Here is a 26155-nt window from a genome sequence, read left to right on the forward strand (position 1 = left end):
ATCAGTAAGTCGCGACTGATCACAAGTTCCCGAAGCTGTACAAAAAACCTTTGCTGTACAACCGGCGCCCAGAATAACTGCTCTTGCGCCGGCAGGGCAGTGCGCAACGAAAAATTGCCGGGCAAAACTCGCAGAAAAATAGCTCCAGGGGCCCTTTGTGGGGCAAACTCCGTGTTTTTTTACACTTCACCAAGGCCAAATCATGATCCGTCCGTCTTCGGTTGATGAACAGAGTTTTCGCAAACTCCTGAGTCGCAACATCTCCCTGCCATTGGGCGTCGGGGTGTTGAGCGCGGTTTTTTTCGTGTCCCTGATTACCTACCTGTTGTCGGTGATCCAGTGGGTCGAGCACACCGACCGGGTGATCAATAACGTCAACGAGGCCTCGAAGCTGACCGTTGACCTGGAAACCGGCATGCGCGGGTTCCTGATCACCGGTGACGAGCGTTTCCTCGACCCCTACGAGGTGGCCAAACCGCGGATCATCGATGAGCTGCAAAGCCTGCAGCAACTGGTGGCGGACAACCCGCAGCAAGTCGACCGCTTCCGCCGCCTGGAAGCCTTGCAGGTCGAGTGGAATAATTACGCCCAGGGCATGATCGACCTGCAGCGTCAGAGCGGTGACTATCGCGGTGCGGTGAAGGCCGGACGGGGCAAGCGCCTGACCGATGAAATCCGCAAGGAATACGACGAAGCCGTGGCCATGGAGCAGCAACTGCGGATGGCGCGCAATGAAGATGTGCGGCGCACCACCATTCTCAGCGTGACCCTGTACCTGGTGTTTGTCCTGGGCCTGAGCGGGTTGCTGGCCTACATCGGCCGGCGTGACTTGATGGCCCTGTCGAAAAGCTACAGCGACAACCTCGAGTCCCAGCAAAGAAGCGCCCGGCGCCTGGAGCAGCAAGCCTGGCTGCGCAATGGCCAGACCGAACTGGCCGAGCAGGTCCTGGGGCAACTGACCCTGAACCTGCTGGGGCGCAATATCCTGCAGTTCTGCGCGCAATACCTGGGCTCGCCGGTGGCGGCTCTTTATGTGCGTGAAGAGCACGGCGGCCTGAAACGGGTGGCGAGCTACGGCTTTTCCCGGGAGCAGGAACAGCAGGAGCAGTCGATCTACAGCGGCGAGGGCATCGTTGGCCAGGCCGCCCAGGAAAACCGCCTGATCCGCCTGGACGAAGTGCCGGTGGACTACTTCAAAGTCAGCTCCGGCCTCGGCGACGGCGCGCCACGTAGCGTGCTGGTGGTGCCGACCAGCAACGACGAGCGGGTCAACGGTGTGGTCGAGCTGGGCTTCTTGCGGGCCTTGACCGATCGCGATATCGAATTGCTCGAGTTGATCGCCGACAACATCGGCACCTCCATTGAGGCTGCGCGCTATCGCCAGCGCCTGCAGGAAGTCCTGGCCGAAACCCAGCAGCTCAACGAAGAGCTGCAGGTGCAGCAGGAAGAGTTGAAAACCGCCAACGAGGAACTGGAAGAGCAGTCGCGGATCCTCAAGGAGTCCCAGGTCCACCTGGAAACCCAGCAAGTGGAGTTGGAGCAGACCAACGAGCAGTTGGCCGAACAGGCGCAGACCCTGGCCGAGCAGCGCGATGCCATGGACCGCAAGAACAACGAGCTGAACCAGGTGCAGATCCAGCTCGAAGAGCGTGCCGACGAGTTGCAGCGCTCCAGCAAGTACAAGTCCGAATTCCTCGCCAACATGTCCCACGAGCTGCGCACGCCGCTCAACAGTTCGCTGATCCTGGCCAAGCTGCTGGCGGAGAACCCCCAGGAAAACCTCAGCGCCGAGCAGGTCAAGTTCGCCGAGTCGATCTATTCGGCCGGTAACGACTTGCTGAACCTGATCAACGACATCCTGGATATTTCCAAGGTCGAAGCCGGCAAATTGGAGATGCGCCCGGAACACGTCAGCGTGCCGCGCCTGGTCGAAGGCCTGCGCGGCATGTTCCAGCCGCTGACCCTGGACAAGGGCCTGGCGTTCGAGCTCGAGGTGCAGCCCGGCACGCCGCAGATGCTGTTCACCGACCGCCAGCGCGTCGAGCAGATTCTCAAGAACCTGCTGTCGAACGCGGTGAAATTCACCGAAAAAGGCCAGGTCAGCCTCACGGTCTCGCGCCAGCCGGGTGTCGGGATTGCCTTTACCGTGCGTGATTCCGGGATCGGCATCGCCCAGGATCAGCAGCAGAGCATTTTCGAAGCCTTCCGCCAGGCCGACGGCACCACTAACCGGCGTTACGGCGGCACGGGCCTGGGCCTGTCGATTTCCCGCGATCTGGCGGCCTTGCTCGGCGGCTCGATCACGGTCAGCAGCGAGCCAGGGCAGGGCAGTATCTTCACCCTGGAATTGCCTGAGCAGTACATCGAGCAGGCCGAAGGCAGCCAGTTGCCCGAGACGCCGACTGCGCTGGTCAGCACCACGCCGTTCACGCCACGGCCGGCCCCGGCGCCGCTGCCGGAGGTGGTTGAAGTGCCGATCGCGCGTTTTGCCGATGACCGCGACAAGGCTCCTTTCGCCACGCGCTGCATCCTGGTGGTGGAAGACGAGCCCAATTTTGCGCACATCCTCTATGACCTGGCCCATGAGCTGGGCTATCACTGCCTGGTGGCCCACGGCGCCGATGAAGGCTACAGCCTGGCGGCGCAGTTCATCCCCGACGCGATCCTGCTTGACATGCGCCTGCCAGACCATTCCGGGCTGACGGTGCTGCAGCGCCTCAAGGAGCACGCCGAGACCCGGCACATCCCGGTGCACGTGATTTCGGTGGAAGATCGAGTCGAGGCCGCCATGCACATGGGCGCCGTCGGCTATGCAGTCAAGCCCACCACCCGTGAAGAGCTCAAGGACGTGTTCGCGCGCCTGGAAGCCAAGCTGACGCAGAAGGTCAAGCGCGTGCTGCTGGTGGAAGACGACGACCTGCAACGCGACAGCATCGCCCGCCTGATCGGTGACGACGACATCGAAATCACCGCCGTCGGCCTGGCCCAGGAAGCCCTGGACCTGCTGCGCCAGAACATCTACGACTGCATGATCATCGACCTGAAACTGCCGGACATGCTGGGCAACGATCTGCTCAAGCGCATGTCCACCGAAGACATCTGCTCGTTCCCGCCGGTGATCGTCTACACCGGTCGCAACCTGACCCGGGACGAAGAGGCCGAACTGCGCAAGTACTCGCGCTCGATCATCATCAAGGGCGCCCGCTCGCCGGAGCGCCTGCTGGATGAAGTGACGCTTTTTCTGCACAAAGTCGAATCCCAGCTGTCCCATGAACGACAGAAGATGCTCAAGACCGCCCGCAGCCGCGATCGGGTCTTCGAGGGGCGCAAGATCCTGCTGGTGGACGATGACGTGCGCAACATCTTCGCCCTCACCAGTGCCCTGGAGCAGAAAGGCGCGGTCGTGGTGATTGGCCGTAACGGCCATGAAGCGATCGCTAAATTGAATGAAGTCGAGGACATCGACCTGGTGCTGATGGACGTGATGATGCCGGAGATGGATGGCTATGAAGCCACGATCGAGATCCGCAAAGACCCGCGCTGGCGCAAGCTGCCGATCATCGCAGTGACCGCCAAGGCCATGAAGGACGACCAGGAACGTTGCCTGCAGGCCGGTTCCAACGACTACCTGGCCAAGCCGATCGACCTGGATCGCTTGTTCTCGCTCATTCGAGTCTGGTTACCCAAGATGGAAAGAATCTAGTGGAGCGCAATACCGAAATCGAACTGCGTTTGTTGATCGAAGCTATTTATCTCAAATACAGCTACGACTTTCGCGACTACTCCGGCGCTTCGATCAAGCGCCGGGTCAACCATGCCTTGCGCCAGTTCGAATGCAAGACCATATCGGCCCTGCAGGAACGGGTGCTGCACGACCCGACGGCGTTCATGCAACTGCTGCAGTTCCTGACGATTCCGGTCAGCGAGATGTTCCGCGACCCGTCGCATTTTCTGGCGATCCGCCAGGAAGTGGTGCCGCTGCTCAAGACCTACCCCTCGATCAAGATCTGGATCGCCGGCTGCAGCACCGGTGAAGAGGTGTATTCCATGGCCATCCTGCTGCGCGAGGAAGGCTTGCTGGAACGCACCATCATCTACGCCACGGACATCAACCCCAGCTCGCTGGAAAAGGCCAAGCAGGGGATTTTCTCCCTGGAGAATATCCGCGCCTACACCCACAACTATCAGCAGGCCGGTGGCCAGCGCTCGTTTGCCGATTACTACACGGCGGCCTACGACTACGCGATTTTCGACAAGACCCTGCGCGAGAACGTGACCTTTGCCGACCACAGCCTGGCCACGGACAGCGTGTTCTCCGAAACGCAATTGATTTCTTGCCGTAACGTATTGATTTACTTCAATAAAAAGTTGCAGGATCGGGCGTTTGGGTTGTTTCATGAGTCGCTGTGCCATCGTGGCTTCCTGGTCCTGGGCAGCAAGGAAACCCTGGATTTCTCCGCCTACGGCAAGCATTTCGAACCCCTGGTCAAACAAGAACGGATCTACCGCAAGTTATGAGCCACGGTGTTATCGAACCTGAAACCCTGCCTCGGGTCGAGGCTGTAGTCGTCGGCGCCTCGGCGGGCGGTGTCGAGGCGTTGTTGAGCATCTTTGGCGAGCTGCCACGGGGCTTTGAGCTGCCGATCATTGTCGTGCTGCACCTGCCGGACGAGCGCCGCAGCCAGTTGGCCGAGGTCTTTGCCAAGCGCGTCGCGCTGCCGGTCAAAGAGGCCGAGGACAAGGAGTCGGTGACCCCCGGCACCCTGTACTTTGCCGCGCCCGGTTATCACCTGTCGGTGGAGCAGGATCGCAGCCTGTCCCTGAGCCTGGAGGCGCGCCTGCATTACTCGCGCCCGGCCATCGATTATCTGTTCGAGTCCGCGGCCGATGCCTATGGGCCCAGGCTTGCGGCAATGCTCCTGACCGGGGCCAATCAGGATGGCGCCCGGGGCCTGGCCCAGGTCAAGCGGCGCGGTGGCCTGACCGTGGTCCAGGACCCGCAGGAAGCCCAGGTCGCGACCATGCCGGACGCGGCGCTGGCCCTGCACCAACCGGACTATATTCTCCCTTTGCGCGGCATCAGCCGTCTGCTAGTCGAGCTGGAACGAATCGCATGTTAAGTACCATTCAAGCCAAGCTGCTGATCGTCGACGATCTGCCGGAGAACCTGCTGGCCCTCGAAGCGCTGATCAAGCGCGAAGACCGCACCGTGTACAAGGCGCTGTCGGCTGACGAAGCGCTGTCGCTGCTGCTGCAGCATGAGTTCGCCATGGCCATCCTCGACGTGCAGATGCCCGGGATGAACGGATTTGAACTGGCCGAATTGATGCGCGGCACCGAAAAGACCAAAAACATCCCCATCGTGTTTGTCAGCGCCGCCGGGCGCGAGCTCAATTACGCCTTCAAGGGCTATGAGAGCGGGGCCGTGGACTTTCTGCACAAGCCGCTGGATATCCATGCGGTGAAGAGCAAGGTCAATGTGTTCGTCGACCTGTATCGCCAGAGCAAGGCCATGAAGCAGCAGGTCGAGGCCCTGGAACAGAGCCGGCGCGAGCAGGAAGTGCTGCTCAAGAAGTTGCAGGCGACCCAGAACGAACTGGAGCAGGCGGTGCGCATGCGCGATGACTTCATGTCGATCGTGGCCCATGAAGTGCGCACGCCCCTCAACGGCCTGATTCTCGAAACCCAGCTGCGCAAGATGCACCTGGCCCGGGACAACGCCGCCGCGTTCACCCTGGACAAGATGCACGCCATGGTCGACCGCGATGAGCGCCAGATCAAAAGCCTGATTCGCCTGATCGAAGACATGCTCGACATCTCGCGCATCCGCACCGGCAAACTGTCGATCCGCCCCAGCCGCTTTGATCTGTGCCAATTGGTCCGGGGCCTGCTGGAAAACTTCGCGCCCCAGGTCCATGCCGCCGAGTCGTCGGTGAGCCTGTGTGCCGAGGACAGCGTTGAAGGCGAGTGGGATGAGTTCCGCATCGAGCAAGTCATTTCCAACCTGTTGACCAATGCCCTGCGCTACGGGGCCAAGAGCCCGATCGAAGTTCGGGTCTACCGCCAGGACGGCGAGGCGCGGGTGGAGGTGCGTGATCACGGGATCGGCATCAGCGAAGACAACCAGAAGCGGATTTTCCAGCAGTTCGAGCGGGTTTCCGGCAGCCCGGTGGCCGCCGGCCTGGGCCTGGGATTGTTCATTTCAGAGCAGATCGTCGCCGCTCACGGCGGCTCCATCACCGTCCAGAGCCAGATCGGCGAAGGCGCGCTGTTTCGCGTGAGCCTGCCGCTTGGGGAAAACCACTAAACTCGACGCAACCTCTGCGTGACCCAGTGGTCGTATCAGCAGCAATTGACCGAACAAAGGCGCCCCATGAGTGAAGATGCACAAGACGTCGTATTGATCGTCGAAGATGAACCGGTGATTTTGATGTTGCTCGCTGACTACCTGTCCGGCCTGGGTTACCGGGTCCTGCAGGCAGAAAACGGCGAACAGGCGTTCGAGATCCTTGCCAGCAAACCGCACCTGGACGTGATGATCACGGATTACCGTCTGCCTGGCGGGATTACCGGGGTGATGATTGCCGAGCCGGCAGTCAAGCTGCGCCCGGACCTGAAGGTGATTTTTATCAGCGGCTATCCGACCGAGATTCTTGAATCCGGCAGCCCGATCGCCAAGACCGCGCCGATCCTTGCCAAGCCGTTCGACCTCAACAGCTTGCAGGAACAGATCCAGGAACTGCTCGCCTGAGCGCCGGCCTGATGCCTTTGGGCATCAGGCCTTGATCATTTCCCGGACCTTGGCGGTCAGCAGGTCGAAAGTGAAGGGTTTGGTGATCATCTGCATCCCCGGGTCGAGGAAGCCGCCACGCACCGCCGCGTGTTCGGCATAACCGGTGATGAACAGAACCTTGAGCTCCGGGCGGATCTGCCGCCCGATCTCCGCCAGTTGCCGGCCGTTCATGCCGGGCAGGCCCACGTCACTGATCAACAGATCGATGCGCTGGCCCGAGTCGAGAATCGGCATCGCCCCGACGGCATCGCCGGCTTCGACAAAGTTGTAACCCAACTCGCTCAATACCGCGCTGACCAGCACCCGGACCGCCGTGTCGTCTTCGACAATCAGCACCGTCTCGCCGTTCTGCGCATAGGGCAGCAGTTGTGGTGCCAGGTGTTCGTCCTGTTGCACGTCGCCACTGAAACGCGGCAGGAACAGGCTGACTTCGGTGCCCCGGCCAAGGGCGCTGGTGATGCTGACATGGCCGTGGGACTGCTTGCTGAAGCCGTAGATCATCGACAGGCCCAGGCCAGTGCCCTGGCCGATCGGCTTGGTGGTGAAAAATGGATCGAACACCCGGTTGATGATGCTTTCCGGCATGCCGCAGCCGTTGTCGCTGACGCGCAGGACCACGTAGTCGCCGGGTTCCAGGTTGTCATGGGCCTGGGTGAAGTCGTGGTCCAGATGCTGGTTGAACGTCTCGACCAAGAGCCGCCCGCCATTGGGCATGGCATCGCGGGCGTTAAGCACCAGGTTGAGCAGGGCGCTTTCCAGTTGATTGGGGTCGGCTTCGGCGACCCACAGCGTGGGGTTGAGCTGCATCTCCAACTGCGTGCTTTCACTCAGGCTGCGGTGCAGCAGTTCACCCATGGACGTCACCAGGGTGTTCATCTCCACCGGTTTGGAGTCCAGGGACTGGCGCCGCGAAAAGGCCAGCAGCCGGTGAGTCAGGCCCGCGGCGCGGTTGGCGGAGGTCACGCCGAGGTCGATCAGGCTGTCCAGGTCTTCGGTGCGGCCCCGGGCCAGGCGCCGTCGCAGCAGCTCCAGGCTGCCGATGATGCCGGTCAGCATGTTGTTGAAGTCATGGGCAATGCCCCCGGTCAGTTGCCCGACCGCTTCCATTTTCTGGGATTGCCGCAGGGCCTCTTCGTTGTGCCGCAGCTGCGCGGTGCGCTCCTCGACCTGCTGCTCCAGGGTTTCCAGGGTGCTTTGCAGGCGCAGTTCGCTCTGGCTGAGGTCGATCAGCCGATCCCGCGCTTCATACTGGCGCCGCCGTCCGCGCAGGGCGGTGCTGACCAGGCTGATCAGGGTGGCCGGGTGAAATGGGCGTTCGAGAAAGGTCACATTACCCAGGTTGCCCAGGCCCGAGGACGGGTTCTGCTCCGGCCCGCCATGGTGAGTCAGGAGCACGATCGGCAGATCGGACCACGCAGGTTGCTGCTCTAAGTGCTGCAGCAAGGGTTCGATATCAGCCCCGCGCAGGGCTTCGGCGGAAATAATCAGCAGCCCGGCGCCGTGCTCCAGTTCCTCGCACAGCGCCGCCAGATGGGGGGTGATCACCCCGTGAAAGCCCGCTTCCTTGAGCATCAGTTGCGCCAGTTGGCTATCACGCCCCAGTGGCGTGAGCACCAGGGCGCGTTCGGAGAGCGGTTCGATAACGGTCACGGCTGCTCATCCTCGAGCAGCGGATTGCTCTCGCCGAGGTAGGTGGGCACGCCGCGCAACACGCCCTGGAATGCGGCCAGGGGCTCGCCGATGGTCATGCCCTGGCTGCCGATACGGTATTCGCGGATGGTCGATTCATGGCTGCCGGTACGCTTCTTGATAATGGAAATGGCCCGGCGCACCTTGCCCAGGGCCTCGAAGTAACGCAGCAGGATCACCGTGTCGGCCAGGTAGGTGATGTCCACCGGCGCCTGCATGTCGCCGACCAGGCCGTGCTGGGCCACGGTCATGAAGGTCGCGGCGCCCTGGCGGTTGAGGTACAGCAGCAGCTCGTGCATGTGCAGCACCAGAGCGTTCTCTTCAGGCATGGCGGCCTGGTAGCCGTTGATACTGTCGATGACCACGGTCTTGATATTGCCTTTGTCGACGCAGCGCCGGACCCGGTGCGACAGTTCGCCCGGTGACAATTCGGCGGCGTCGACCTGCTCGATCATCAGGTTGCCGGTGGCTTGCAGGGCCTCGAGGTCGATGCCCATGTTTTTCATGCGTTCAAACAGCAGGCCCAGTTCTTCGTCGAAGATAAACAGCGCGGCTTTTTCACCGCGGGCCACAGCAGCGGCGGCGAAGACCATGGAGATCAGGGATTTGCCGGTACCGGCCGGGCCGAGGATCAGGGTGCTGGAGCCAGTCTCGATACCGCCGCCGAGCAGGGCGTCCATTTCCCGGATGCCGCTGGTCAACTGTTGACGCACGTAACGCCCACGGTGCTCGGCGGCCACCAGCCGTGGGAACACATGGACGCCATCGCCCATGATGGTGAAGTCATGGAAACCGCCGCGGTATTTCTGTCCGCGGTACTTCACCACGCGGATCCGTCGCCGTTCGGCGCCATAGTTGGGGGTCAGCTCTTCCAGCCGCACCACGCCGTGGGCGACGCTGTGGACGGTCTTGTCCAGGGATTCGGTGGTCAGGTCGTCCAGCAGCAGGACGGTGGCGTCGTAACGTACGAAGTAATGCTTGATGGCCAGGATCTGGCGGCGATAACGCAATGAGCTTTGCGCCAGCAGGCGGATCTCCGACAGGCTGTCGAGCACCACCCGGGTTGGCTTGACCCGCTCGACCACTTCGAAAATCTGCTTGGTGGCTTCGCCCAGCTCAAGGTCCGAGGAGTACAGCAGGCTTTGCTGGTGCTCGGCGTTGAGCAGGCTTTCCGGGGGGGTGAGTTCGAAGATATGGATGTTTTCGTCCAGCTCCCAACCGTGGGACAGCGCACCCTGGCGCAGTTCACGTTCGGTTTCCGAGAGAGTGATGTACAGCGAACGTTCGCCGGCGCGGGCGCCAGCCAATAGAAAATGCAAGGCCACGGTAGTCTTGCCGGTGCCAGGCTCGCCTTCGAGCAGAAACACATGCCCGCGGGATAAGCCGCCGGAAAGAATATCGTCCAGACCTTCGATGCCGGTGGCGGCTTTGGCGCTGATCAACTCGGTGGATATCGTCAAGAAATGCCCTCGCGTGGCGACTGATCGTAATAGGCAGTGGCGCGCGAACGCCCTTCAAAGCACTGCCTCAATACTTGACCGTCGCCGATGATGGCGGTTCAACATTTATTGTTCTGTAGGGGCCGGGGGCGGGGGCTGTCGGGGATTTATGAGGTAGTGCGGATGTTCAGCGCCCGACGACCTCTGTAGCCGCTGCCGATGGCTGCGCTGGCCCTTCAGTGCGCTGGAGTGTGTCAGGTGTACATGCGCAGGGGCGACTGGCCAGCGCAACCTGGCGGCAGCGGCTACAGGCCTTGCTGCAGTGCCGGGTCGTCGGGGTTTTGTTGTTCGAGTTGGGCCAGCAGCACCTGGACGTTTTGCAACTGGCCGCTTTCTTTCCAGTAGCTGATCAGCAACACCCGTGCCTTGCGGTTGGCCGGCTGGCGCTGGACGATTTCTTCCAGTTGTTTCTGTGCCGCTTCCAGCTCTTGCTCACTGTGCAGGGTGGTGGCGAGGTCGTAGCGGTAGTCCGCGTTGTTCGGCTCCAACTCCACCGCGCGCGACAAGCCGAGCAAGGCAAATTCGCCCTGTTGGTGATGCAGCAGCCACAGGCCCAGGGCGTGTTGCAGATAGGCCGAGTCCTGCTGCGCCTGCAGCTGCTTGGCCAACAGCTGGCGCGCAGCGTCGCTGCGACCCTGTTTATCCAGCACTTCTATTTGCAGCACCACGGCCTGCAGGTTATCCGGTTGCAGGCGCAGGGCCTGCTCAAGGGCCTGCTGGGCTTTGACCAGGTCGGCGTTGTGCAGGTACAGGCGCGCCAGTTGGTACTGGGCTTCGACATCGTCCTCCCGGGTCTTGAGGACCTGGGTGTATTCGTCGATCACCTGTTGCAGGGGGCCGAAATACAGCCCCTGGTCGTCCGGCGACAGCCCGAGCAACGCAGTGGCGGCGGCAAACCGCACCTCCTGCTCCCGGTCTTCCAGCAGCGGACCCAGCAGCAGGCTGCGCTGACCGTTGGGCACCAGCCCCAGCACGCTTTGAATGGCCGCCTGGCGCACTTCGGCGCTGGGGTGGTAGAGGTCGGCGTCGGCCAGTTTCAGGGCTTGCGGGCTGGGGTAGTTGGGCAGCTCATTCAACAGCCGGATGCGTCGGGCATCGGTCAGGTCAGGGCGCGCCAATTGCTGATAAAGCACCCGAGCCGCGCCCCCCTGGCCGTTGCGTGCCTGCTCCAGAGCCTTGGCATAGCCATGCTTGATCGCCTCCGGCACTTGCGGCGGGCTGCTGCGCAGCATGAACCAGCCCAGGCTCAGGGCCAGGGCAATAAGCAGACTGATCAGCAGATAGCGACGGGGAGGGGACATGCAGGATTCCGGAGCAGAGCGACTTTTTCTAGAGGCGCAAGCTTCGGTCAGGAACCGGCTGGAGTCAAACCCGGACTCAGGTCAACACGTACTCCACCGGCTCCAGCGGCGGCGGCAGCGGGCTTTGCCCCAGTGCTGCCAGGACTTCGCGTTCGAGGGTGCGCAGGATCGCGTTGCACGGCAGATCGTTCTCGTCAAAGCCGAACGGATCCTCCAGATCGTCACCGATTTCGTCGAGGCCGAAAAAGGTGTAGCTGACGATCGCGGTAAAGATCGGCGTCAGCCAGCCCAGGGGTTCGGCCATGGCAAACGGCAGCAGGATGCAGAACAGGTAAATGGTGCGATGCAGCAGCAGGGTGTAGGGAAAGGGCAGCGGCGTGCTCTTGATCCGCTCGCAACTGGCCTGGACCTGGCTCAGGCTCACCAGGCGTGTTTCCAGCTGGGTATAACGCCACTCGCTGATCAGGCCCTGTTCGGCCAGGGCCGAGCAGCGCCGCCCCAGGCCCTGCAGCAGGTTGTCGGTGATATTCGGGTGACTGCGGTCTAGGGGTTCGCTGACCCAGGGCTGGCCCGCGCTGACTTCGTCTTCCAGGCGCAGGCGGGCGATCAGGCTGTGGGCGAAACCGCAAAGCTCGCGCAGCAGACTGTCGCGCTGCGGGCTGTATTGGATGATCAGGGTTTCGCGGATCAGCGAGCGCACCTCGATGATCAACTGGCCCAACTGTTTGCGGCCTTCCCACCAGCGGTCATAGCAGGCGTTGTTGCGGAAGCTCATAAAGATCGACAGTGACAGGCCGAGCAAGGTGAAGGGCGTGGCATTGACCTTGGAGAAGTACGCCGGGTGCAGGGTCTCCACCAGCACAATCACCGATGCCAGCAGGGTCACGAGAATGCTGCGCAGGGCGATCCGCTTGGCAATCGACCCTTTGAGGGAGAACAGGATGCCGATCAGGTTCGGCTTGGGACGGACAATCATCGAGGGACTACGACCAATGGCGGACACGGTGCCGCAGGGCTTGCACGGCGGGTTAAGGCTAGAACCCGAGCTGTGGGTTGTCCAATTGCTATGGCTGACAGGTTGATCAATATCATCTATCAATGATCACCTCTTCATAAAGTAAAAGGTCATCGGCGTTAAAAGCGAGACCAAAAAAAGCCCCGCGACCGAATGGGGCGCGGGGCAAAAAATTGGTTGGTTGCGGCCAACCAAAGGAGCTCTGTCTGTTACTTACTGGCCACCGTCTCGGGCTGCCAGCCGCCACCCAGGGCCTTGTAGATGGCAACGATGCCGCGATACAGGTCGACTTCGGCCTGGGCCTGGGAGTCTTCGGCGGCCAGGCGTTCACGCTGGGCGTCGAGCAGGACCAGGAAGTCCACCGTGCCCTCGCGATAGCGGATCTGCGCCAGGTCGGCCGCCGCGCGACTCGATTCACTCTGGCGAATCAGCGAGATCAGCCGTTGCTGGCGCTTGCCGTAGTCGCTGAAGGCGTTTTCCGACTCTTCCAGGGCCAGCAGGACTTGCTGCTCATAGGTCGCCAGGGCGCCATCGGCATTGGCGTCGGCACCGCGCAGGCGGGCCCGCACACTGCCCAGGTCGAACGCAGCCCAGGTAATGCTAGGACCCAGGGCCCAGGCATTGGCGGCCGAGGAACCGATCTGCGAACCGCGCCCGGCCGTAAAGCCGAGGAAGCCGCTGAGGCTGACCCGTGGGAACAGGTCGGCCTTGGCCACGCCGATCCGTGCCGTCGCCGCTGCCAGTTTGCGTTCGGCGCTGAGAATATCCGGACGGCGTTGCAGCAGTTCACCCGGGTCGCCGATCGGCAGCGCCTTGGCGATTGCCGGCAATTGCGCCGGGCTCAGGTCCACGGTGAGCTTGTCCGGGCGCTCACCGAGCAGGGTGGCAATGCGATTGCGCTGGCGTACCTGTTCCGCTTGCAGTTGCGGCACGCTGGCTTCGACCGACGCCAGGCGCGCATCGGCGCGCACCACGTCGAGCTGATCGCCGACCCCGGCATCGCGCAGGCTCTCGGTGATCTTGCGCGACTCCTGCTGGTTGTTCAGGTTGGCCAGGGCGATTTTTTCCCGCAGCTGGGCGCCGCGCAGTTGGCCGTAGGCGTCCACCAGCTCGGCGATCATGGTCACTTGCAGCTGGTACAAGTCAGCCTCGGCGGCCTGCTGGTCAGCGTCGCTGGCTTCCAGGTTGCGCTGGATGCGGCCAAACAGGTCCAGCTCCCAGGCCATGTCCAGGCCCAGGTCGTAGCGCTCGCTGTTGACGCGCTTGGTGGTCTGGCCAGGGATCTGCCCCTTGGCCAGGTCACTGCTGGCACGGCTGGTGATGGTCGGCATGGCGTCATTGCTGGCGTCGTCCCGAATCGCCCGGGCCGCACGCAGCCGGGCAAAGGCTACCCGCAGTTCGCGGTTGCCTTGCAACGACTGGGTCACCAGCTGGTTGAGGATCGGGTCCTCGAACTGCTGCCACCAGATACCTTCGAAGCGTGCACGGTCAAAATTCTTCTGTCCGGCGGCGCCATCGGTGGCGGCCGTGATATGGGCCGCCTCCAGGTTCTCGGTCTTGTAGTCCGGACCTACGGCACAGGCGCTCAGCGCCAGTACCAGGAGGCTTGGCAGGAAGACTTTCAGGCTCATTGTTGCGCCTCCAGTTTCAGGGCGCGGGCGGCTTTGCGGGCCTCGCTGCGCTCCACATAGTTGCGGATCAGGACGTAGAACACCGGCGTCAGCAGCAGGCCGAAGAAGGTCACCCCGAGCATCCCGGAGAACACCGCGACACCCATGGCGTGACGCATTTCCGCGCCGGCACCGCTGGAGAACACCAGGGGCACCACACCCATGATGAAGGCGAACGAGGTCATCAGGATCGGCCGCAGACGCAGGCGGCAGGCTTCCAGCACCGCAGCCAGCGGGTCCAGGCCTTCCTCTTGCTTATCCTTGGCGAACTCGACAATCAGAATCGCGTTCTTGCACGCCAGGCCAACCAGTACGATCAAGCCGATCTGGGTGAAGATGTTGTTGTCACCCCCCGACAGGATCACCCCGGTAATGGCCGAAAGCAGGGTCATCGGCACGATCAGGATCACCGCCAGTGGCAGGCTCCAGCTTTCGTACTGGGCGGCGAGCACCAGGAACGCCAGCAATACACAGAGCGGGAACACAAACAGCGCGGTGTTGCCCGAGAGGATCTGCTGGTAGGTCAGGTCAGTCCACTCGTAAGTCATGCCGTTGGGCAGTTCTTCCTTGAGCAGTTTCTCGATGGCTTTTTCGGCCTGGCCGGAGCTGTAGCCTGGGGCCGCCGCACCGTTGATTTCAGCGGTGATAAAGCCGTTGTAGTGCATCACGCGGTCCGGGCCCGAGGTGTCGCTGACCTTGATAAAGGTCGCCAGGGGGATCATCTCGCCTTTGTTGTTGCGCACCTTGAGCTGGCCGATCTGGCCCGGTTCGAGGCGGAACTGCTGCTCGGCCTGGACGTTGACCTGGTAGGTGCGGCCAAAGCGGTTGAAGTCGTTGGCATACAGCGAACCCAGGTAGATCTGCAGGGTGTCGAAGATGTCACTGACGGCGACGCCGTGGGTCTTGGCTTTTTCCCGGTCGATGGCGGCATCGACCTGGGGCACGTTCACCGTGTAGCTGGTGAACAACCCGGCCAGTTCCGGCACGTTGTGGCTCTTGTTGATGATGTTCATGGTTTCTTTGTACAGCTCGTCATAGCCCAGGTTGCCCCGGTCCTCGATCTGCAGGCGGAACCCACCGATGGTGCCCAGGCCCTGTACCGGCGGCGGCGGGAAGATCGCCATGTAGGCTTCTTCAATCCCGGCGAACTGGCCGTTCAAGGCACCGGCAATGGCGCCGGCCGACTGGCTCGGGTCCTTGCGCTCGTCAAACGGCTTGAGGGTGACGAACACGATGCCGGCGTTGGTGCTGTTGGTGAAACCGTTGATCGACAGGCCAGGGAAGGCCACGGCCGCCTCGACCCCAGGCTGTTTCAGCGCCAGGTCGGACATGCGTTTGATCACTTCCTCGGTACGGTCCAGGCTCGCCGCATCCGGCAGTTGCGCGAAGGCCACCAGGTATTGCTTGTCCTGGCCGGGTACGAAGCCGGTCGGGGTGCTGGAGAAACCGAAGAAGGTCAGGACCATCAACCCGGCGTAGAGCAACAGGGCGATGCCGCTGCTGCGGATGACCCGGCCCACGGTGCCGACGTAGCCATGGCTGGCGCGGTCGAAGAAACGGTTGAAGGGACGGAACAGCCAGCCACCGAAAATCTTGTCCAGCACCTTGGAGAAACGGTCCTTGGGCGCGTCGTGGCTTTTCAGCAACACCGCTGCCAGGGCCGGCGACAGGGTCAGGGAGTTGAAGGCCGAGATCACGGTCGAGATGGCGATGGTCAAGGCGAACTGTTTGTAGAACTGCCCGGTCAGCCCGGAAATAAAGGCCGCTGGGATAAACACCGCACACAGCACCAGGGCCGTGGCGATGATCGGGCCGGTGACTTCACGCATGGCGCGCTTGGTGGCGTCCACCGGGTTCAAGCCGAGTCCGATGTTACGTTCGACGTTCTCCACCACCACGATGGCGTCGTCCACCACGATCCCGATGGCCAGTACCAGGCCGAACAGTGACAGGGCGTTGAGCGAGAAACCGAACAGGTGCATCACGGCGAAGGTGCCGATCAGCGAGACCGGTACCGCCACCAGGGGAATGATCGAGGCGCGCCAGGTCTGCAGGAACAGGATCACCACCAGCACCACAAGAATCAGTGCTTCGAACAGGGTATGCACCACCGCCTCGATCGAGCCACGAACGAAGATCGTCGGGTCATAAACGATGCTGAAGTCCATGCCTTCGGGGAAGTTCTTCTTCAGCTCGGCCATCTTGTCCCGAACTTCATTGGAGATCTGGATCGCGTTCGAGCCTGGGCGCTGGAAGATCGGGATCGCCACCGCCGGCTGATTGTTCAGCAGGGAACGCAGGGCATATTGGCTGGAGCCGAGCTCGACCCGTGCAATGTCCTTGAGTCGAGTGATTTCACCGTTGTCGCCGGAGCGGATGATGATGTTCTCGAACTCTTCCTCGGAAACCAGACGCCCCTGGGTATTGACCGACAGCTGGAAGCTGGTGGCGTTGGGGGCGGGCGGCGCACCCAGGGCACCGGCGGCGACCTGGCGGTTCTGCTCGCGAATGGCGGTTACCACGTCGGTCGCGGTCAGGTTGCGTGAGGCGGTCTTGTTCGGATCGAGCCAGACCCGCAGTGAGTAGTCGCCCATGCCGAACAGCTGCACGTCACCGACACCGCCCAGGCGCGCCAGCTCGTCCTTGATATTGAGCAGGGCGTAGTTGGACAGGTAGAGCATGTCGTAGCGTTTGTCCGGCGAGGTCAAGTGCACAACCATGGTCAGGTCGGGCGAAGCCTTGTCGACGGTGATACCGATACGCGTCACTTCTTCGGGCAGCTTGGGCTCGGTGCGTGTCACGCGGTTTTGCACCTGCACCTGCGCGTTGTCCAGGTCGGTGCCCAGGGCGAAGGTGATGGTCAGGGTGATTTTGCCGTCGGCGGTCGACTGCGAGGACATGTAGAGCATGTTCTCGACGCCGGTGATGGCCTGCTCCAGGGGAGCGGCCACGGTTTCACCGATGACCTTGGGGTTGGCCCCCGGGAAGTTGGCGCGTACCACCACGGTCGGCGGCACCACTTCCGGGTATTCGCTGATCGGCAACTGGAACAGCGAGATCGCGCCGGCGATCAGGATCAGCAGCGAAAGCACCGCAGCGAAGATCGGCCGTGAAATGAAGAATTGGGAAAAATTCATCGGAGTTGTCGTCCCTTAACCGCGTGGAGTCGCAGCGCTGGCCAGTTTCACTGCCGAGCCAGGCGCGCTTTTGGCGGGCGTGACTGGGGGCAGGTTGCTGGCTTCCAGTGCTTGTCGTTGTTGCGCCAGAGCGGCGAGGGTTTCCTTGGTGGCCATGGGGATCACTTCAGGCGTGACCGGCGAACCCGGACGCACCCGCTGCAAGCCCTTGACGATGATGGTGTCGTCCTTGTTCAGGCCGCTGCGCACGATGCGCAGGCCTTCGATCTTCGGCCCCAGCTCGACGGCGCGGTAGGTGGACTTGTTGTCGCCATCCATCACCAGAACGAACTTCTTGCCTAGGTCGGTGCCCACCGCTTCGTCGTTGATCAGCACGGCGGAGTAGGTGCCGCTGCCCACCAGTTTCAGGCGTGCATAGAGGCCCGGGGTGTAGGTGCCGTCGCTGTTGTCGAACACGGCCCGGCCGCGGATGGTGCCGGTTTTCGGGTTGACCTGGTTGTCGACGAAGTTCATCTGGCCCAGGTGCGGGTTGCCGTCTTCGTTGGACAGGCCCAGGTACACCGGGGTGGTTGCACCGCGCTGACCCTGGCGTGCGAGCTGGGTGTACTTGAGGAACACGCGCTCATCGGCATCGAAATAGGCGTAGACCTTGTCGGTGGAGACCACGCTGGTCAGCGCAGTGGTATCGGCGGTGACCAGGTTGCCGGCGGTGATTTCCGCGCGGCTGACGCGACCGCTGATAGGCGAGGTCACGCGGGTGAAGCTCAGGTTCAGCTTGGCCAGATCCAGTTGCGCCTGGATCGCGCCGACAGCAGCCCGGGCTTCCTGGGAGGCGCTGGTGCGCGAGTCGGCCAATTCGGCGGAGATGGCGTTGCTGGCGCGCAGGCGTTCGCCGCGCTGGGCTTCGTTTTCACTGCGGGTGGCGTTGGCACGGCCTTGGGCGACCAGGGCCTCCAGACGGCGTACCTCAGCCTGGAATGGGCGTGGATCAATCTGGAACAACAAATCGCCCTTTTTCACCAGGGAGCCTTCGGTGAAGGCCACTTGATCGATCTGGCCGGAAACCCGTGGGCGGATTTCAACGGTTTCCGGGGCTTCGAGGCGCCCGGTGAATTCGTCCCATTCATTGACCGGCTGTTCCAGCACCTTGGCCACGCTGACTTTGGCAGCGGGCATGCTGGCGGCGGTTTCCGGGGCTTTACCGCAAGCACTCATCACCAGCACGGCCAGGGCCGCGAGTGGATAGCGCAAGAGTTTGAGTGACTGGTCCATGGTTCATCCGCCAAGGTAATTTAAGATGGGCGGATGATGAGCGGCAGGCTGGTATCGCACGAATCGAATGAAGCGAAGGTAACTATCATCGGGAATGATAGAGAGCCCCATGCGAGCCCCCTAGCATGCGCCTTTCGTTAGGGGGCTATCAATTACAGGCTGCGCAATTCAGTGTATCCATTCGTGCAACGATGCTGCAGGGCAGGGCGGCAGCAACCCTGGGCAGATGCTGGTCATTTCAAGCCGTCAAGGCATTGCGTTTGGCGAACTCGGCCAGGTCCACCAGGGACGTGGCATTCAGTTTTTGCAGCAGACGGGTCTTGTAGGTACTGATGGTCTTGTTGCTGAGGAACAGCATTTCGCTGATCTGCTTGTTCGAGTAGCCCTGGGCCAAGTGCTGCAAGACCGTCAACTCGCGATCAGTCAGGGACTGAATCTGCATCAGTTCGGTGAGTTGCTCCGCCGGATTGACCGTGTCCGAGGCCAGTGGAGGAAAGAAGGTATACCCGCTGTCCACCGCCTTGATCGCGGTAATCAGATTGTCCATGCCTTCTTCTTTGTTGACGAAGCCACGGGCACCGAGCTGGATACAGCGTCGGCACACCGAGTCGGCAGGTTGCGAGGTCAATATCAATATTTCGCTGCGCACGTTGAGTGTCTTGATTCGGGTAATAACGTTGAAACCATCCAGTTTTGGAATGCCGATATCGAGAATCACCACCTGCGGTGTCAGCTCACGCACCAACTGAACTGCATCGATACCGTTGTCGGCTTCGCCCACCACACGCATCCCGTTTTTTTCCAACAGAGCCCTGACGGCGAATCGAATCACCGGATGATCGTCAACTATCAGAACACTATGCATGGTGTTGTTTAACCTCTCGAAAACACGTCGGTCATGGGACGTCTTATTGGGAAAATGCTGACGCCATTATTAGCCGAGTCGGACAGCGGAGTACTTGCGCCTAGTTTAGCTTCGGAAAATTCCTGGATGACATAGGAAATTTCCCATTTAGGCCTCAGATGCAGCCTCGCACACTGATCATCCCCCCCTTTTGTGTGTAGACCTGCGATGCAAGACTTGATTGTTTTGGTGCTCGAGGATGAACCCTTCCAGCGTCTGGTCACCGTGACCGCGCTGGAAAAGCTGCTGCCGGGCCGCGTGCTGCAAGCAGCGGACGGCGATAAAGCGGTGGCTATCCTGGCCGAGTGCAGCCACGTGGATATTGTGCTCTGTGATCTGAAAATGGCCGGGATGGATGGCCTGGCCTTTCTGCGTCATGCCAGCAACAGCGGCAAGGTGCGGGGGGTAGTGCTGTGCAGCGAGCTTGAACCTATCCTGCGCCAGGCCACGGTGTCGATGATCCACTGCCTGGGCCTGCCGTTCCTCGGTGATTTGGGCAAGCCCTTCAACATGGAGGGCTTCTGCCTGCTGGTCAAACGCTACCAGGCGCGTTGCAATGCTGCGCCCATCTTGCTGTCGCCGGCCGAGATGCCAACGCTGGGCGACGTGCGACAGGGCCTGGACGACCACCAATTCGAGGCCTATTACCAACCCAAAGTCACCCTGCATGGGCAGGTCCTGGTCGGTGCCGAAGTGCTCGCGCGCTGGGCGCACCCGCAGTTGGGGATCTTGGCCCCCGCGCATTTTTTACCGGTGATGGAGCAGCACAACCTGATCGACAGGATGTTCTGGCATCTGTTCGAACAGGGCCTGGCCCTGCACCAGCGGCTGGCGGCCCAGGGCCGGGGGATCAACCTGGCGTTCAATCTGCACCCGGCGCAGTTGGCCAACGCCGTGTTGACCGAGCGCATTCCGATGCTGCTCAAGCGTGCCAAGGTGCCGCCGGCCAGCGTGATGTTCGAGATCACCGAGTCCGCGCTTATCGGTGCTCCGGCCAGCAGCCTGGAGAACCTGGTACGGCTGCGGATTCTTGGCTGTGGCCTGGCCATGGATGATTTTGGCGCCGGCTATTCGTCCCTGGATCGGCTCAGCGAGCTGCCATTCAGCCAGATCAAGCTCGACCGGGCGTTCGTGCACAAAATGCAAAGCCAGCCCCGGAGTGCCGCCATCGTCAGTTGCTCGGTGGCACTGGCGCGGGCACTGAACATTTCGCTGGTCATTGAAGGTGTGGAAACCGTCGAGCAACAGGCTCGCCTGATCGAGTTGGGTTGCAGCATCGGCCAGGGCTTCCTGTTCGCTCGCCCCATGCCGGAAAATCACTTTATCGACTACTGCCTGGGCCGGGCGGCAAACCAGAATGGGCCGGGCAACGATGATTAAGCCTGGCCAACGGCTTTGATCTATTATTGCGCGAGCCGCGACGGCTGCGTTTACCCACAACCGGCTCCCGTATTCCCAGGCATTTTCGGTCTCTGAACTCCCATGTATTTACGTTCTTTCTGGCTGTGCTTGTGCCTGCTTTCCATCAGCGCCTCAGTGGTCGCTGCTTCGCCGGGTCTAGTGCCCAAGGCGCTCTCCAGTCAATTGCGCATCGACCGTCACGATATGGCGATTTCGCCTGACGACTGGCGCTGGCTGCGGCACAAGGCCGAACTCAGGGTCGGTGTGTCGCCCAGCGAGTCGCCGCCATTCTCGGTCAATGCCCAGGACAACCAATACGAGGGCATCAGCGCTGATGCCACCCACCTGGTTGCGCAGTTGCTCGGCGTCCAAGTGAAAATCGTGGCCTTCGCCAACGATCAGGATGCCGAGCAGGCCCTGCAAGCGGGCAGCATCGATATGGTCAGTCGCCACGGCAGTTCGTTGCCACGCCAAGACCTTATTTTCAGCATGCCCTATGCTCGGGACCGGCTCGCGCTGTTCAAGCGCAACGCCGAGCCACAGCATTCGCCCCTTGATCTGGCCGGCGTGCGCGTGGCCGTCACGGGCGAGCACCTGACGGAGTTGCAGCAGCGCTACCCGGGTGCCGATTTCAGGGTTTTTGCCAGCCATGAGCAGGCGATTGCCGCCGCTGCCTTTGGTCAGGCCGATGCTTACCTCGATGACCTGTACAGCGCCTATTACCAGATCAATCGTTCGTTCTACGGCTACGTGCGCTTCGAGCGTTTTGCCGATTTGCCCCTCGGTGGCTACAGATATGCGCTGCGGGGCGACAACACTCGCTTGCAGCACCTGGTGGATGTGGCCATCGAGACCATTGGTCATGATCAGTTGAACATTCTGGCCAAACGCTGGGTCGGCAACAGCTTTATCCCCGGCGAAGAGCCGATCCACCTGACCCCGGAACAGTTGCGCTGGATCGAGCGGCACCCGGTGGCGCGACTGGTGATCAATGACGACCTGGCCCCCGGTGCCTATTTTGACGCCAATGGGGTTTTTTCCGGCAGTATGATCGATCTTCTGGAAGTGATCACCCTGAGTACCGGCCTGGACTTTCAAGTGGTCTCGCGCAGCGGCGGGTACCCGCAGATCATCCAAGCCCTGCAACAGGGCGAGGCCGATCTGGCGCTGATGACGGCGAGCCCCGAGCGGGAAGACTACCTGCGCTTTTCCAGGCCGCTGATTGCCGGCCCTTTTGTGTTGCTCAGCGATATCGAGCAGCAAGGCAAGCTGGGCGATCTGGTGAATAAGCGGGTGGCCATTCCTTCCGGTCACGTCGCTCTGCAGCGGCTGCGTCAAAGCTATCCGCAAGCGCAAGTGATCGAAGCCGGCAGCACCCTGGATTCGATGAATCTGCTCTACGAGGGCAAGGCCGATGCCGCCGTTATTGCGCTGCCCGCAGCACGCTATTACACCGAGCGACTGTTTCGCGACAAGTTGGTCATCAACCATGTAATCGATCTCGGGCCGAGTACGATCAACTTTGCCTTGCGCCGCAGCGATGCGGAGCTGCAGTCGATCATCGACACGGTTTTGCAGAACATTGCGCCGGATGAATTGAACGCGATCTCCAATCGCTGGCGCTCCCCGCCAGGCATGAGCGGGCAGACTTGGGTCGATTATCAGCGGGTGATCAGCGAGGTAATCGCCGGTGCTGCGCTGCTGGTGCTGTTGTCCCTGGTTTGGGTGATTTACCTGCGTCGACAAATCAAGGCGCGGCGCACCGCCGAGCGGATGCTCAACGATCAGTTGCGGTTTGTCGAAACCTTGACCGACTGCATGCCGCCGCCGCTGTACGTCTGTGACACCGCGGGCCGCGTGCTGTCGTGCAACCGCAGCTACCTGAAAAGCGTCGGTCTGGGCAGAGAACAGGTGCTGAACAAAGCAGTGCAGCAGTTGCCTGCGGAAAACTTCGAAGGCCCGCCTGATTTCCATCGTGACTACCAACGAGCCCTGGACGAGGGGCAAACGGTCGAGTCGGTGCATGCCGTTCAACTGCAAGGCCGGGAAGTCTGGATCAGCCACTGGGCACATCCGTTTCAGAGCGCCCAGGGCGTTCTTAAGGGTGTGATCTGCGGTTGGGTCGACATCACCGAACACCGTCACCTGGTGCAGCAGTTGCAGGAGGCGAAAAACCACGCGGACGATGCCAGCCGGGCCAAGACCAGCTTCCTGGCAACCATGAGTCATGAAATTCGCACGCCCATGAACGCGGTCATCGGCATCCTGGAGCTGGCGCTCAAGCGCGCCGACAGCGAGCCCATCGACCGTGCGAGCATCGAAATTGCCCACACTTCGGCCAGAAGCCTGCTGGAATTGATCGGCGATATCCTCGATATCGCCCGTATCGAATCGGGCCGCCTGAGCCTTTCGCCCAAGCGCGCCAACCTGCGTGAACTGGTTGAATCGGTCGCGCGGGTATTTGAGGGGCTGGCGCGACAGAAACGCCTGAACCTGGTGCTGGAGATCGACTCGAGCATCAATTGCGATGTTCTGGTCGACGCCCTGCGGTTCAAGCAGATTCTCTCCAACCTGGTCAGCAATGCGATCAAGTTCACTGAAGAGGGCATAGTCAAGATCAGTATCGTGGGCAGCTTGAGCGACAGCAGCCTGCTCAATGTGAGTATCCGTGTCGAAGACAGCGGCATCGGTATCAGCTCGGTCGATCAGCAGCGCCTGTTCCTACCGTTTTTCCAGGTGCAGCGCACGATGCAGCACTCTGAAGGTACGGGCCTGGGCCTGGTGATCTGTCGCTCGCTGTGCGAAATGATGGGGGGCCGGCTGAACATCAGCAGCACCTTGGGTCGGGGTACGCAGGTCGAGATCGAGCTGCGGGTGCAAGTGCTCGAGCCCATCAGCGTCACGCAGCTCTCGGCGCTACCAACGTCCCCCCAGCGTTATCGCCTGCAGGTGCTGGTGGTGGATGATCATCAGGTCAATCGCCAAGTGCTGTGCCAGCAACTGGAGTTCCTCGGCCACGATGTCGGCGAGGCGGAAAACGGCCAGAAGGCCTTTGAATACTGGAGTGAACAGCCTTTCGATATTGTCATTACCGACTGCCACATGCCGGTCATGAATGGTGTCGAGCTGACCCGTGCAATCCGCCGTATGGAGCAGGAGCGGGCGTTGGAGCCCACCGTGATTCTCGGCCTTACCGCAGATGCCCAACCCGAAGAGCTTGAACTGTGCATCCTGGCGGGCATGAATGATTGCCTGATCAAGCCCATCGGGATTGATGACCTGGACGCTCGCCTGCTGGCGCTGCACCAGGCCGATCAGCTCGAACATTCCTCCTTGCAGCCACTGGACGCGACACACGGGGTGGCGCAACTGGTCGATCTTGGCCCGCTGGAGTTGTTGATCAGCAGCGAACCGGTGAAATTCCGCCAGATCCTCGATGAACTGATCAACAGCAATCGCAAGGACTGCCAACGGATGTTCACGTTGTTGCAAGAAGGCGAGATCGACAAACTTTCGGAGCTGGCGCATCGCATCAAAGGTGCTGCGCGGGTGGTGACAGGCGAGCAGTTGGTGGAGTGCTGTCGGCGCCTCGAAGCGGCATGCGAAGACTCGCAAGTGACATCGGCGCAGCTCAGGCCGGCGGTGGAGGAGGTCGAAACAGCTATCAATGCGCTGGAGCGGGCGCTGCTGAATCTCCAGCAGCGCTGAGGGGCTGTATCAGATGGCGCCATATCCGCTTGATGCTATGCATCCACTCATGCCAAAACCGTAGTGTCTCGGCATCAGTGCCAAAGCCGGCGCCTTTGTCCAGGGTACAGAGCTCAAGGACCGTGTGTGTTCTTGAGTTAAACAAGGGGGGATTTATAACGGGTCAATGTTTAGAGGTTTATTGTTTGATGGGGTCGAATTGCTTTTCTTTGATAAACAGCGCGGGAATAACTCCGCAAATGAAATAGGCCGCCCCCATAATCAAGAAGCCGGTACCAATGGACGCATACGTGGCCAGAAAACCTATGGTTGCCGGAGCAATGGCTGCGCCAATACGCCCGATATTATAAGCACCGCCCACGGCCGTTCCTCGAAACTTTGCCTCAAAGCTTTCTGTCATGTAGGTGGCGTTGACGGCATAGGGTATTCCATACAGAAAACCAAAGGTCACCATCAGCGGCAAGATGGTTTCCGGTGTTTGAAACAACACGATGATGGGCAGGAAAGCGGCAGTTGATAGTGTCCCAAATGCAAAGGTGGCTCGGCGGCCGAATTTATCCGCGGCGATGCCGGCTAATATTTTGCCTACTATCATGGCGGTGTAAGTTCCAACCATATAGGTGGTCATGGACTTGAACTTGATCCCCAGTTCACCTTCGAGATATGAAGGCATCCAGTTGTTCACGCCAAAGTAACCAAACTGCAGGAAGCAGGCAGTGAGCGCCCAGAATATAAACATGCGGTTGGCGGCCGGGTCATTCCAGATCTGTCTGAAGGTGCCAGCGCCTTTGCTGCGGGTCCATGTTCGCGGTTGAGTTCCTTTGGTTTTCAAGCGATCGGCGCGTGCTTTTAACCAAATGTCTGATTCAGGAACAAAGATCTGCATGAATACCGCGAGCACCACGGGAATCGCGGAAACATAAAATAACCAGCGCCAACCGTGCTCGGGCAAGATCCAGCCTGCAAGCAAGGTCGCGACTATATAGCCTACCGAGTAGCCCGCCTGCAGGGTGCCAAGGACCGTGGTTCTATAGCGTGTGGGTACGTATTCCGCCATAAGGGTCGTACAGGCCACATACACCGCGCCCAAGCCCAGGGATGCGATAAAACGTATAACTGCAAATTGGCTGTAGCTATTCGCCAGCCCTAGGGCACCGCTGGCTAGACTGAATAACACAATGCTCCAGATGATGGTCTTGACCCTGCCGAAGCGGTCACACAACCATCCACCGTAAATGCCACCTATGGCCATGCCGGCCAATGTCAAACTGCCTAAAGTCCCCGCCTCAAGGCTGGTCAGCCCAAACTCCGATTTCAGGCTGCTTAAACTATAGGAAAGGAGCATCAGGTCGGTGCCGTCAGCGACTAGGCAGATAAAGCAAAAAAAGAAAACTACAATCCAAGTTCGATTTTTATTAAGTGTCAGTGCTTGTGTCTGAGCAATATTGTTCATGGCTATGCCTGTGTTTATTATTTTTATAAGGATTTGACTTTTTTGTAGGGTAAAAATATATCGGTACAGTGCGAGGTTGTGACTCGCCATCACGCGGCTATCGTTAGTCGCTCTGTTGGCGTTGCTCAGGATCGCTTTATGCGGTTTGTAATTAAGGAGGTTTGTCAGGCCCGTTTGTGTTGCGTGTTATTTGTATTTCGCCTAGATCCACGGTTTTTGGTTTAAAAGAGCGATTTGAAATGGTGGTCGTGACCTTCAAATCTGCACTTTTAACCTTGCTCTCATGCTGAGGGGTGTAGGTCTCCAGTGGATT

At 60.7% G+C, this 26155-nt stretch carries 16 protein-coding genes; 7 read left to right on the plus strand and 9 right to left on the minus strand.

From position 1 onward, the window contains the following. The first annotated feature begins 202 nt into the window (after positions 1-202). The 5 genes from JFU57_RS23195 (at position 203) to JFU57_RS23215 (ending at position 6751) form a co-directional block, all read left to right on the plus strand. Positions 203-3703 carry a response regulator gene (locus JFU57_RS23195; protein WP_201130896.1) on the plus strand — a complete coding sequence of 1167 codons (3501 nt, stop codon included), beginning with the start codon at positions 203-205 and terminating at the stop codon, positions 3701-3703. Continuing rightward, a complete protein-coding gene (locus JFU57_RS23200; RefSeq protein WP_020298001.1) occupies positions 3703-4518 on the plus strand; it encodes a CheR family methyltransferase in 816 nt (271 codons plus the stop codon). The genes JFU57_RS23195 and JFU57_RS23200 overlap by 1 nt, the downstream gene beginning before the upstream one ends. Then, positions 4515-5120 (plus strand): chemotaxis protein CheB, encoded by a 606-nt coding sequence (locus JFU57_RS23205; RefSeq protein WP_201130897.1) that lies wholly within the window; start codon positions 4515-4517, stop codon positions 5118-5120. Before JFU57_RS23200 ends, JFU57_RS23205 begins: the two co-directional genes overlap by 4 nt. Further along, positions 5114-6307 (plus strand): hybrid sensor histidine kinase/response regulator, encoded by a 1194-nt coding sequence (locus tag JFU57_RS23210; protein ID WP_078472278.1) that lies wholly within the window; start codon positions 5114-5116, stop codon positions 6305-6307. Before JFU57_RS23205 ends, JFU57_RS23210 begins: the two co-directional genes overlap by 7 nt. 66 nt (positions 6308-6373) lie before the next feature. Further along, positions 6374-6751: a response regulator gene (locus JFU57_RS23215; RefSeq protein WP_020297998.1), complete on the plus strand. Its 378-nt coding sequence runs from the start codon at positions 6374-6376 to the stop codon at positions 6749-6751. Between the two features lie 24 nt (positions 6752-6775). Here the strand turns inward: JFU57_RS23215 and JFU57_RS23220 are convergent, their stop codons facing one another. The 8 genes from JFU57_RS23220 to JFU57_RS23255 form a co-directional block, all read right to left on the minus strand. Further along, positions 6776-8443, minus strand: a complete 1668-nt coding sequence (locus JFU57_RS23220) for an ATP-binding protein (RefSeq protein ID WP_201130898.1) — start codon at positions 8441-8443, stop codon at positions 6776-6778. Then, complete coding sequence (locus JFU57_RS23225; RefSeq protein WP_078472280.1) at positions 8440-9942, minus strand: ATPase domain-containing protein; 1503 nt, start codon at positions 9940-9942, stop codon at positions 8440-8442. The genes JFU57_RS23220 and JFU57_RS23225 overlap by 4 nt, the downstream gene beginning before the upstream one ends. A gap of 284 nt (positions 9943-10226) precedes the next feature. Continuing rightward, on the minus strand, positions 10227-11282 hold the full coding sequence (locus JFU57_RS23230) for a tetratricopeptide repeat protein (RefSeq protein WP_201130899.1): 1056 nt from the start codon (positions 11280-11282) through the stop codon (positions 10227-10229). A gap of 76 nt (positions 11283-11358) precedes the next feature. Further along, positions 11359-12258, minus strand: coding sequence for a bestrophin family protein (locus JFU57_RS23235; protein ID WP_078473480.1), 900 nt, complete (start codon positions 12256-12258; stop codon positions 11359-11361). A gap of 248 nt (positions 12259-12506) precedes the next feature. After that, entirely contained in the window at positions 12507-13928 is a 1422-nt protein-coding gene (locus tag JFU57_RS23240) for an efflux transporter outer membrane subunit (protein ID WP_078473479.1), read from the minus strand. Beyond that, complete coding sequence (locus JFU57_RS23245; protein ID WP_201130900.1) at positions 13925-17104, minus strand: efflux RND transporter permease subunit; 3180 nt, start codon at positions 17102-17104, stop codon at positions 13925-13927. Before JFU57_RS23245 ends, JFU57_RS23240 begins: the two co-directional genes overlap by 4 nt. 15 nt (positions 17105-17119) lie before the next feature. Then, positions 17120-18376 (minus strand): multidrug efflux RND transporter periplasmic adaptor subunit MexE, encoded by a 1257-nt coding sequence (gene mexE / locus JFU57_RS23250; protein WP_201130901.1) that lies wholly within the window; start codon positions 18374-18376, stop codon positions 17120-17122. 238 nt (positions 18377-18614) lie between these two features. After that, positions 18615-19241 carry a response regulator transcription factor gene (locus tag JFU57_RS23255; RefSeq protein WP_020297990.1) on the minus strand — a complete coding sequence of 209 codons (627 nt, stop codon included), beginning with the start codon at positions 19239-19241 and terminating at the stop codon, positions 18615-18617. A 207-nt stretch (positions 19242-19448) separates the two neighbouring features. On the opposite strand from JFU57_RS23255, the gene JFU57_RS23260 reads away from it, so the two are divergent. Next, on the plus strand, positions 19449-20660 hold the full coding sequence (locus JFU57_RS23260) for an EAL domain-containing response regulator (protein WP_078473476.1): 1212 nt from the start codon (positions 19449-19451) through the stop codon (positions 20658-20660). Between the two features lie 102 nt (positions 20661-20762). Continuing rightward, a complete protein-coding gene (locus JFU57_RS23265; RefSeq protein ID WP_242487509.1) occupies positions 20763-24389 on the plus strand; it encodes a transporter substrate-binding domain-containing protein in 3627 nt (1208 codons plus the stop codon). A 178-nt stretch (positions 24390-24567) separates the two neighbouring features. Here JFU57_RS23265 and JFU57_RS23270 read toward each other — a convergent pair whose 3' ends face one another. Continuing rightward, the gene (locus JFU57_RS23270) at positions 24568-25842 is read right to left on the minus strand and encodes an MFS transporter (RefSeq protein WP_201130902.1); all 1275 of its coding nucleotides are present in this window, start codon (positions 25840-25842) and stop codon (positions 24568-24570) included. Positions 25843-26155: the final 313 nt, after the last annotated feature.

The organism is Pseudomonas sp. TH07, from assembly GCF_016651285.1.
Classification (GTDB): domain Bacteria; phylum Pseudomonadota; class Gammaproteobacteria; order Pseudomonadales; family Pseudomonadaceae; genus Aquipseudomonas.

What these genes read in the sequence shown, in the direction of transcription:
- JFU57_RS23270 (WP_201130902.1), bottom strand. Translation starts at nt 25,842, where the DNA reads ATGAACAATATTGCTCAGACACAAGCACTGACACTTAATAAAAATCGA.
- JFU57_RS23240 (WP_078473479.1), bottom strand. Translation starts at nt 13,928, where the DNA reads ATGAGCCTGAAAGTCTTCCTGCCAAGCCTCCTGGTACTGGCGCTGAGC.
- JFU57_RS23255 (WP_020297990.1), bottom strand. Translation starts at nt 19,241, where the DNA reads ATGCATAGTGTTCTGATAGTTGACGATCATCCGGTGATTCGATTCGCC.
- JFU57_RS23215 (WP_020297998.1), top strand. Translation starts at nt 6,374, where the DNA reads ATGAGTGAAGATGCACAAGACGTCGTATTGATCGTCGAAGATGAACCG.
- JFU57_RS23245 (WP_201130900.1), bottom strand. Translation starts at nt 17,104, where the DNA reads ATGAATTTTTCCCAATTCTTCATTTCACGGCCGATCTTCGCTGCGGTG.
- JFU57_RS23260 (WP_078473476.1), top strand. Translation starts at nt 19,449, where the DNA reads ATGCAAGACTTGATTGTTTTGGTGCTCGAGGATGAACCCTTCCAGCGT.
- mexE (WP_201130901.1), bottom strand. Translation starts at nt 18,376, where the DNA reads ATGGACCAGTCACTCAAACTCTTGCGCTATCCACTCGCGGCCCTGGCC.
- JFU57_RS23230 (WP_201130899.1), bottom strand. Translation starts at nt 11,282, where the DNA reads ATGTCCCCTCCCCGTCGCTATCTGCTGATCAGTCTGCTTATTGCCCTG.
- JFU57_RS23210 (WP_078472278.1), top strand. Translation starts at nt 5,114, where the DNA reads ATGTTAAGTACCATTCAAGCCAAGCTGCTGATCGTCGACGATCTGCCG.
- JFU57_RS23265 (WP_242487509.1), top strand. Translation starts at nt 20,763, where the DNA reads ATGTATTTACGTTCTTTCTGGCTGTGCTTGTGCCTGCTTTCCATCAGC.
- JFU57_RS23205 (WP_201130897.1), top strand. Translation starts at nt 4,515, where the DNA reads ATGAGCCACGGTGTTATCGAACCTGAAACCCTGCCTCGGGTCGAGGCT.
- JFU57_RS23195 (WP_201130896.1), top strand. Translation starts at nt 203, where the DNA reads ATGATCCGTCCGTCTTCGGTTGATGAACAGAGTTTTCGCAAACTCCTG.
- JFU57_RS23235 (WP_078473480.1), bottom strand. Translation starts at nt 12,258, where the DNA reads ATGATTGTCCGTCCCAAGCCGAACCTGATCGGCATCCTGTTCTCCCTC.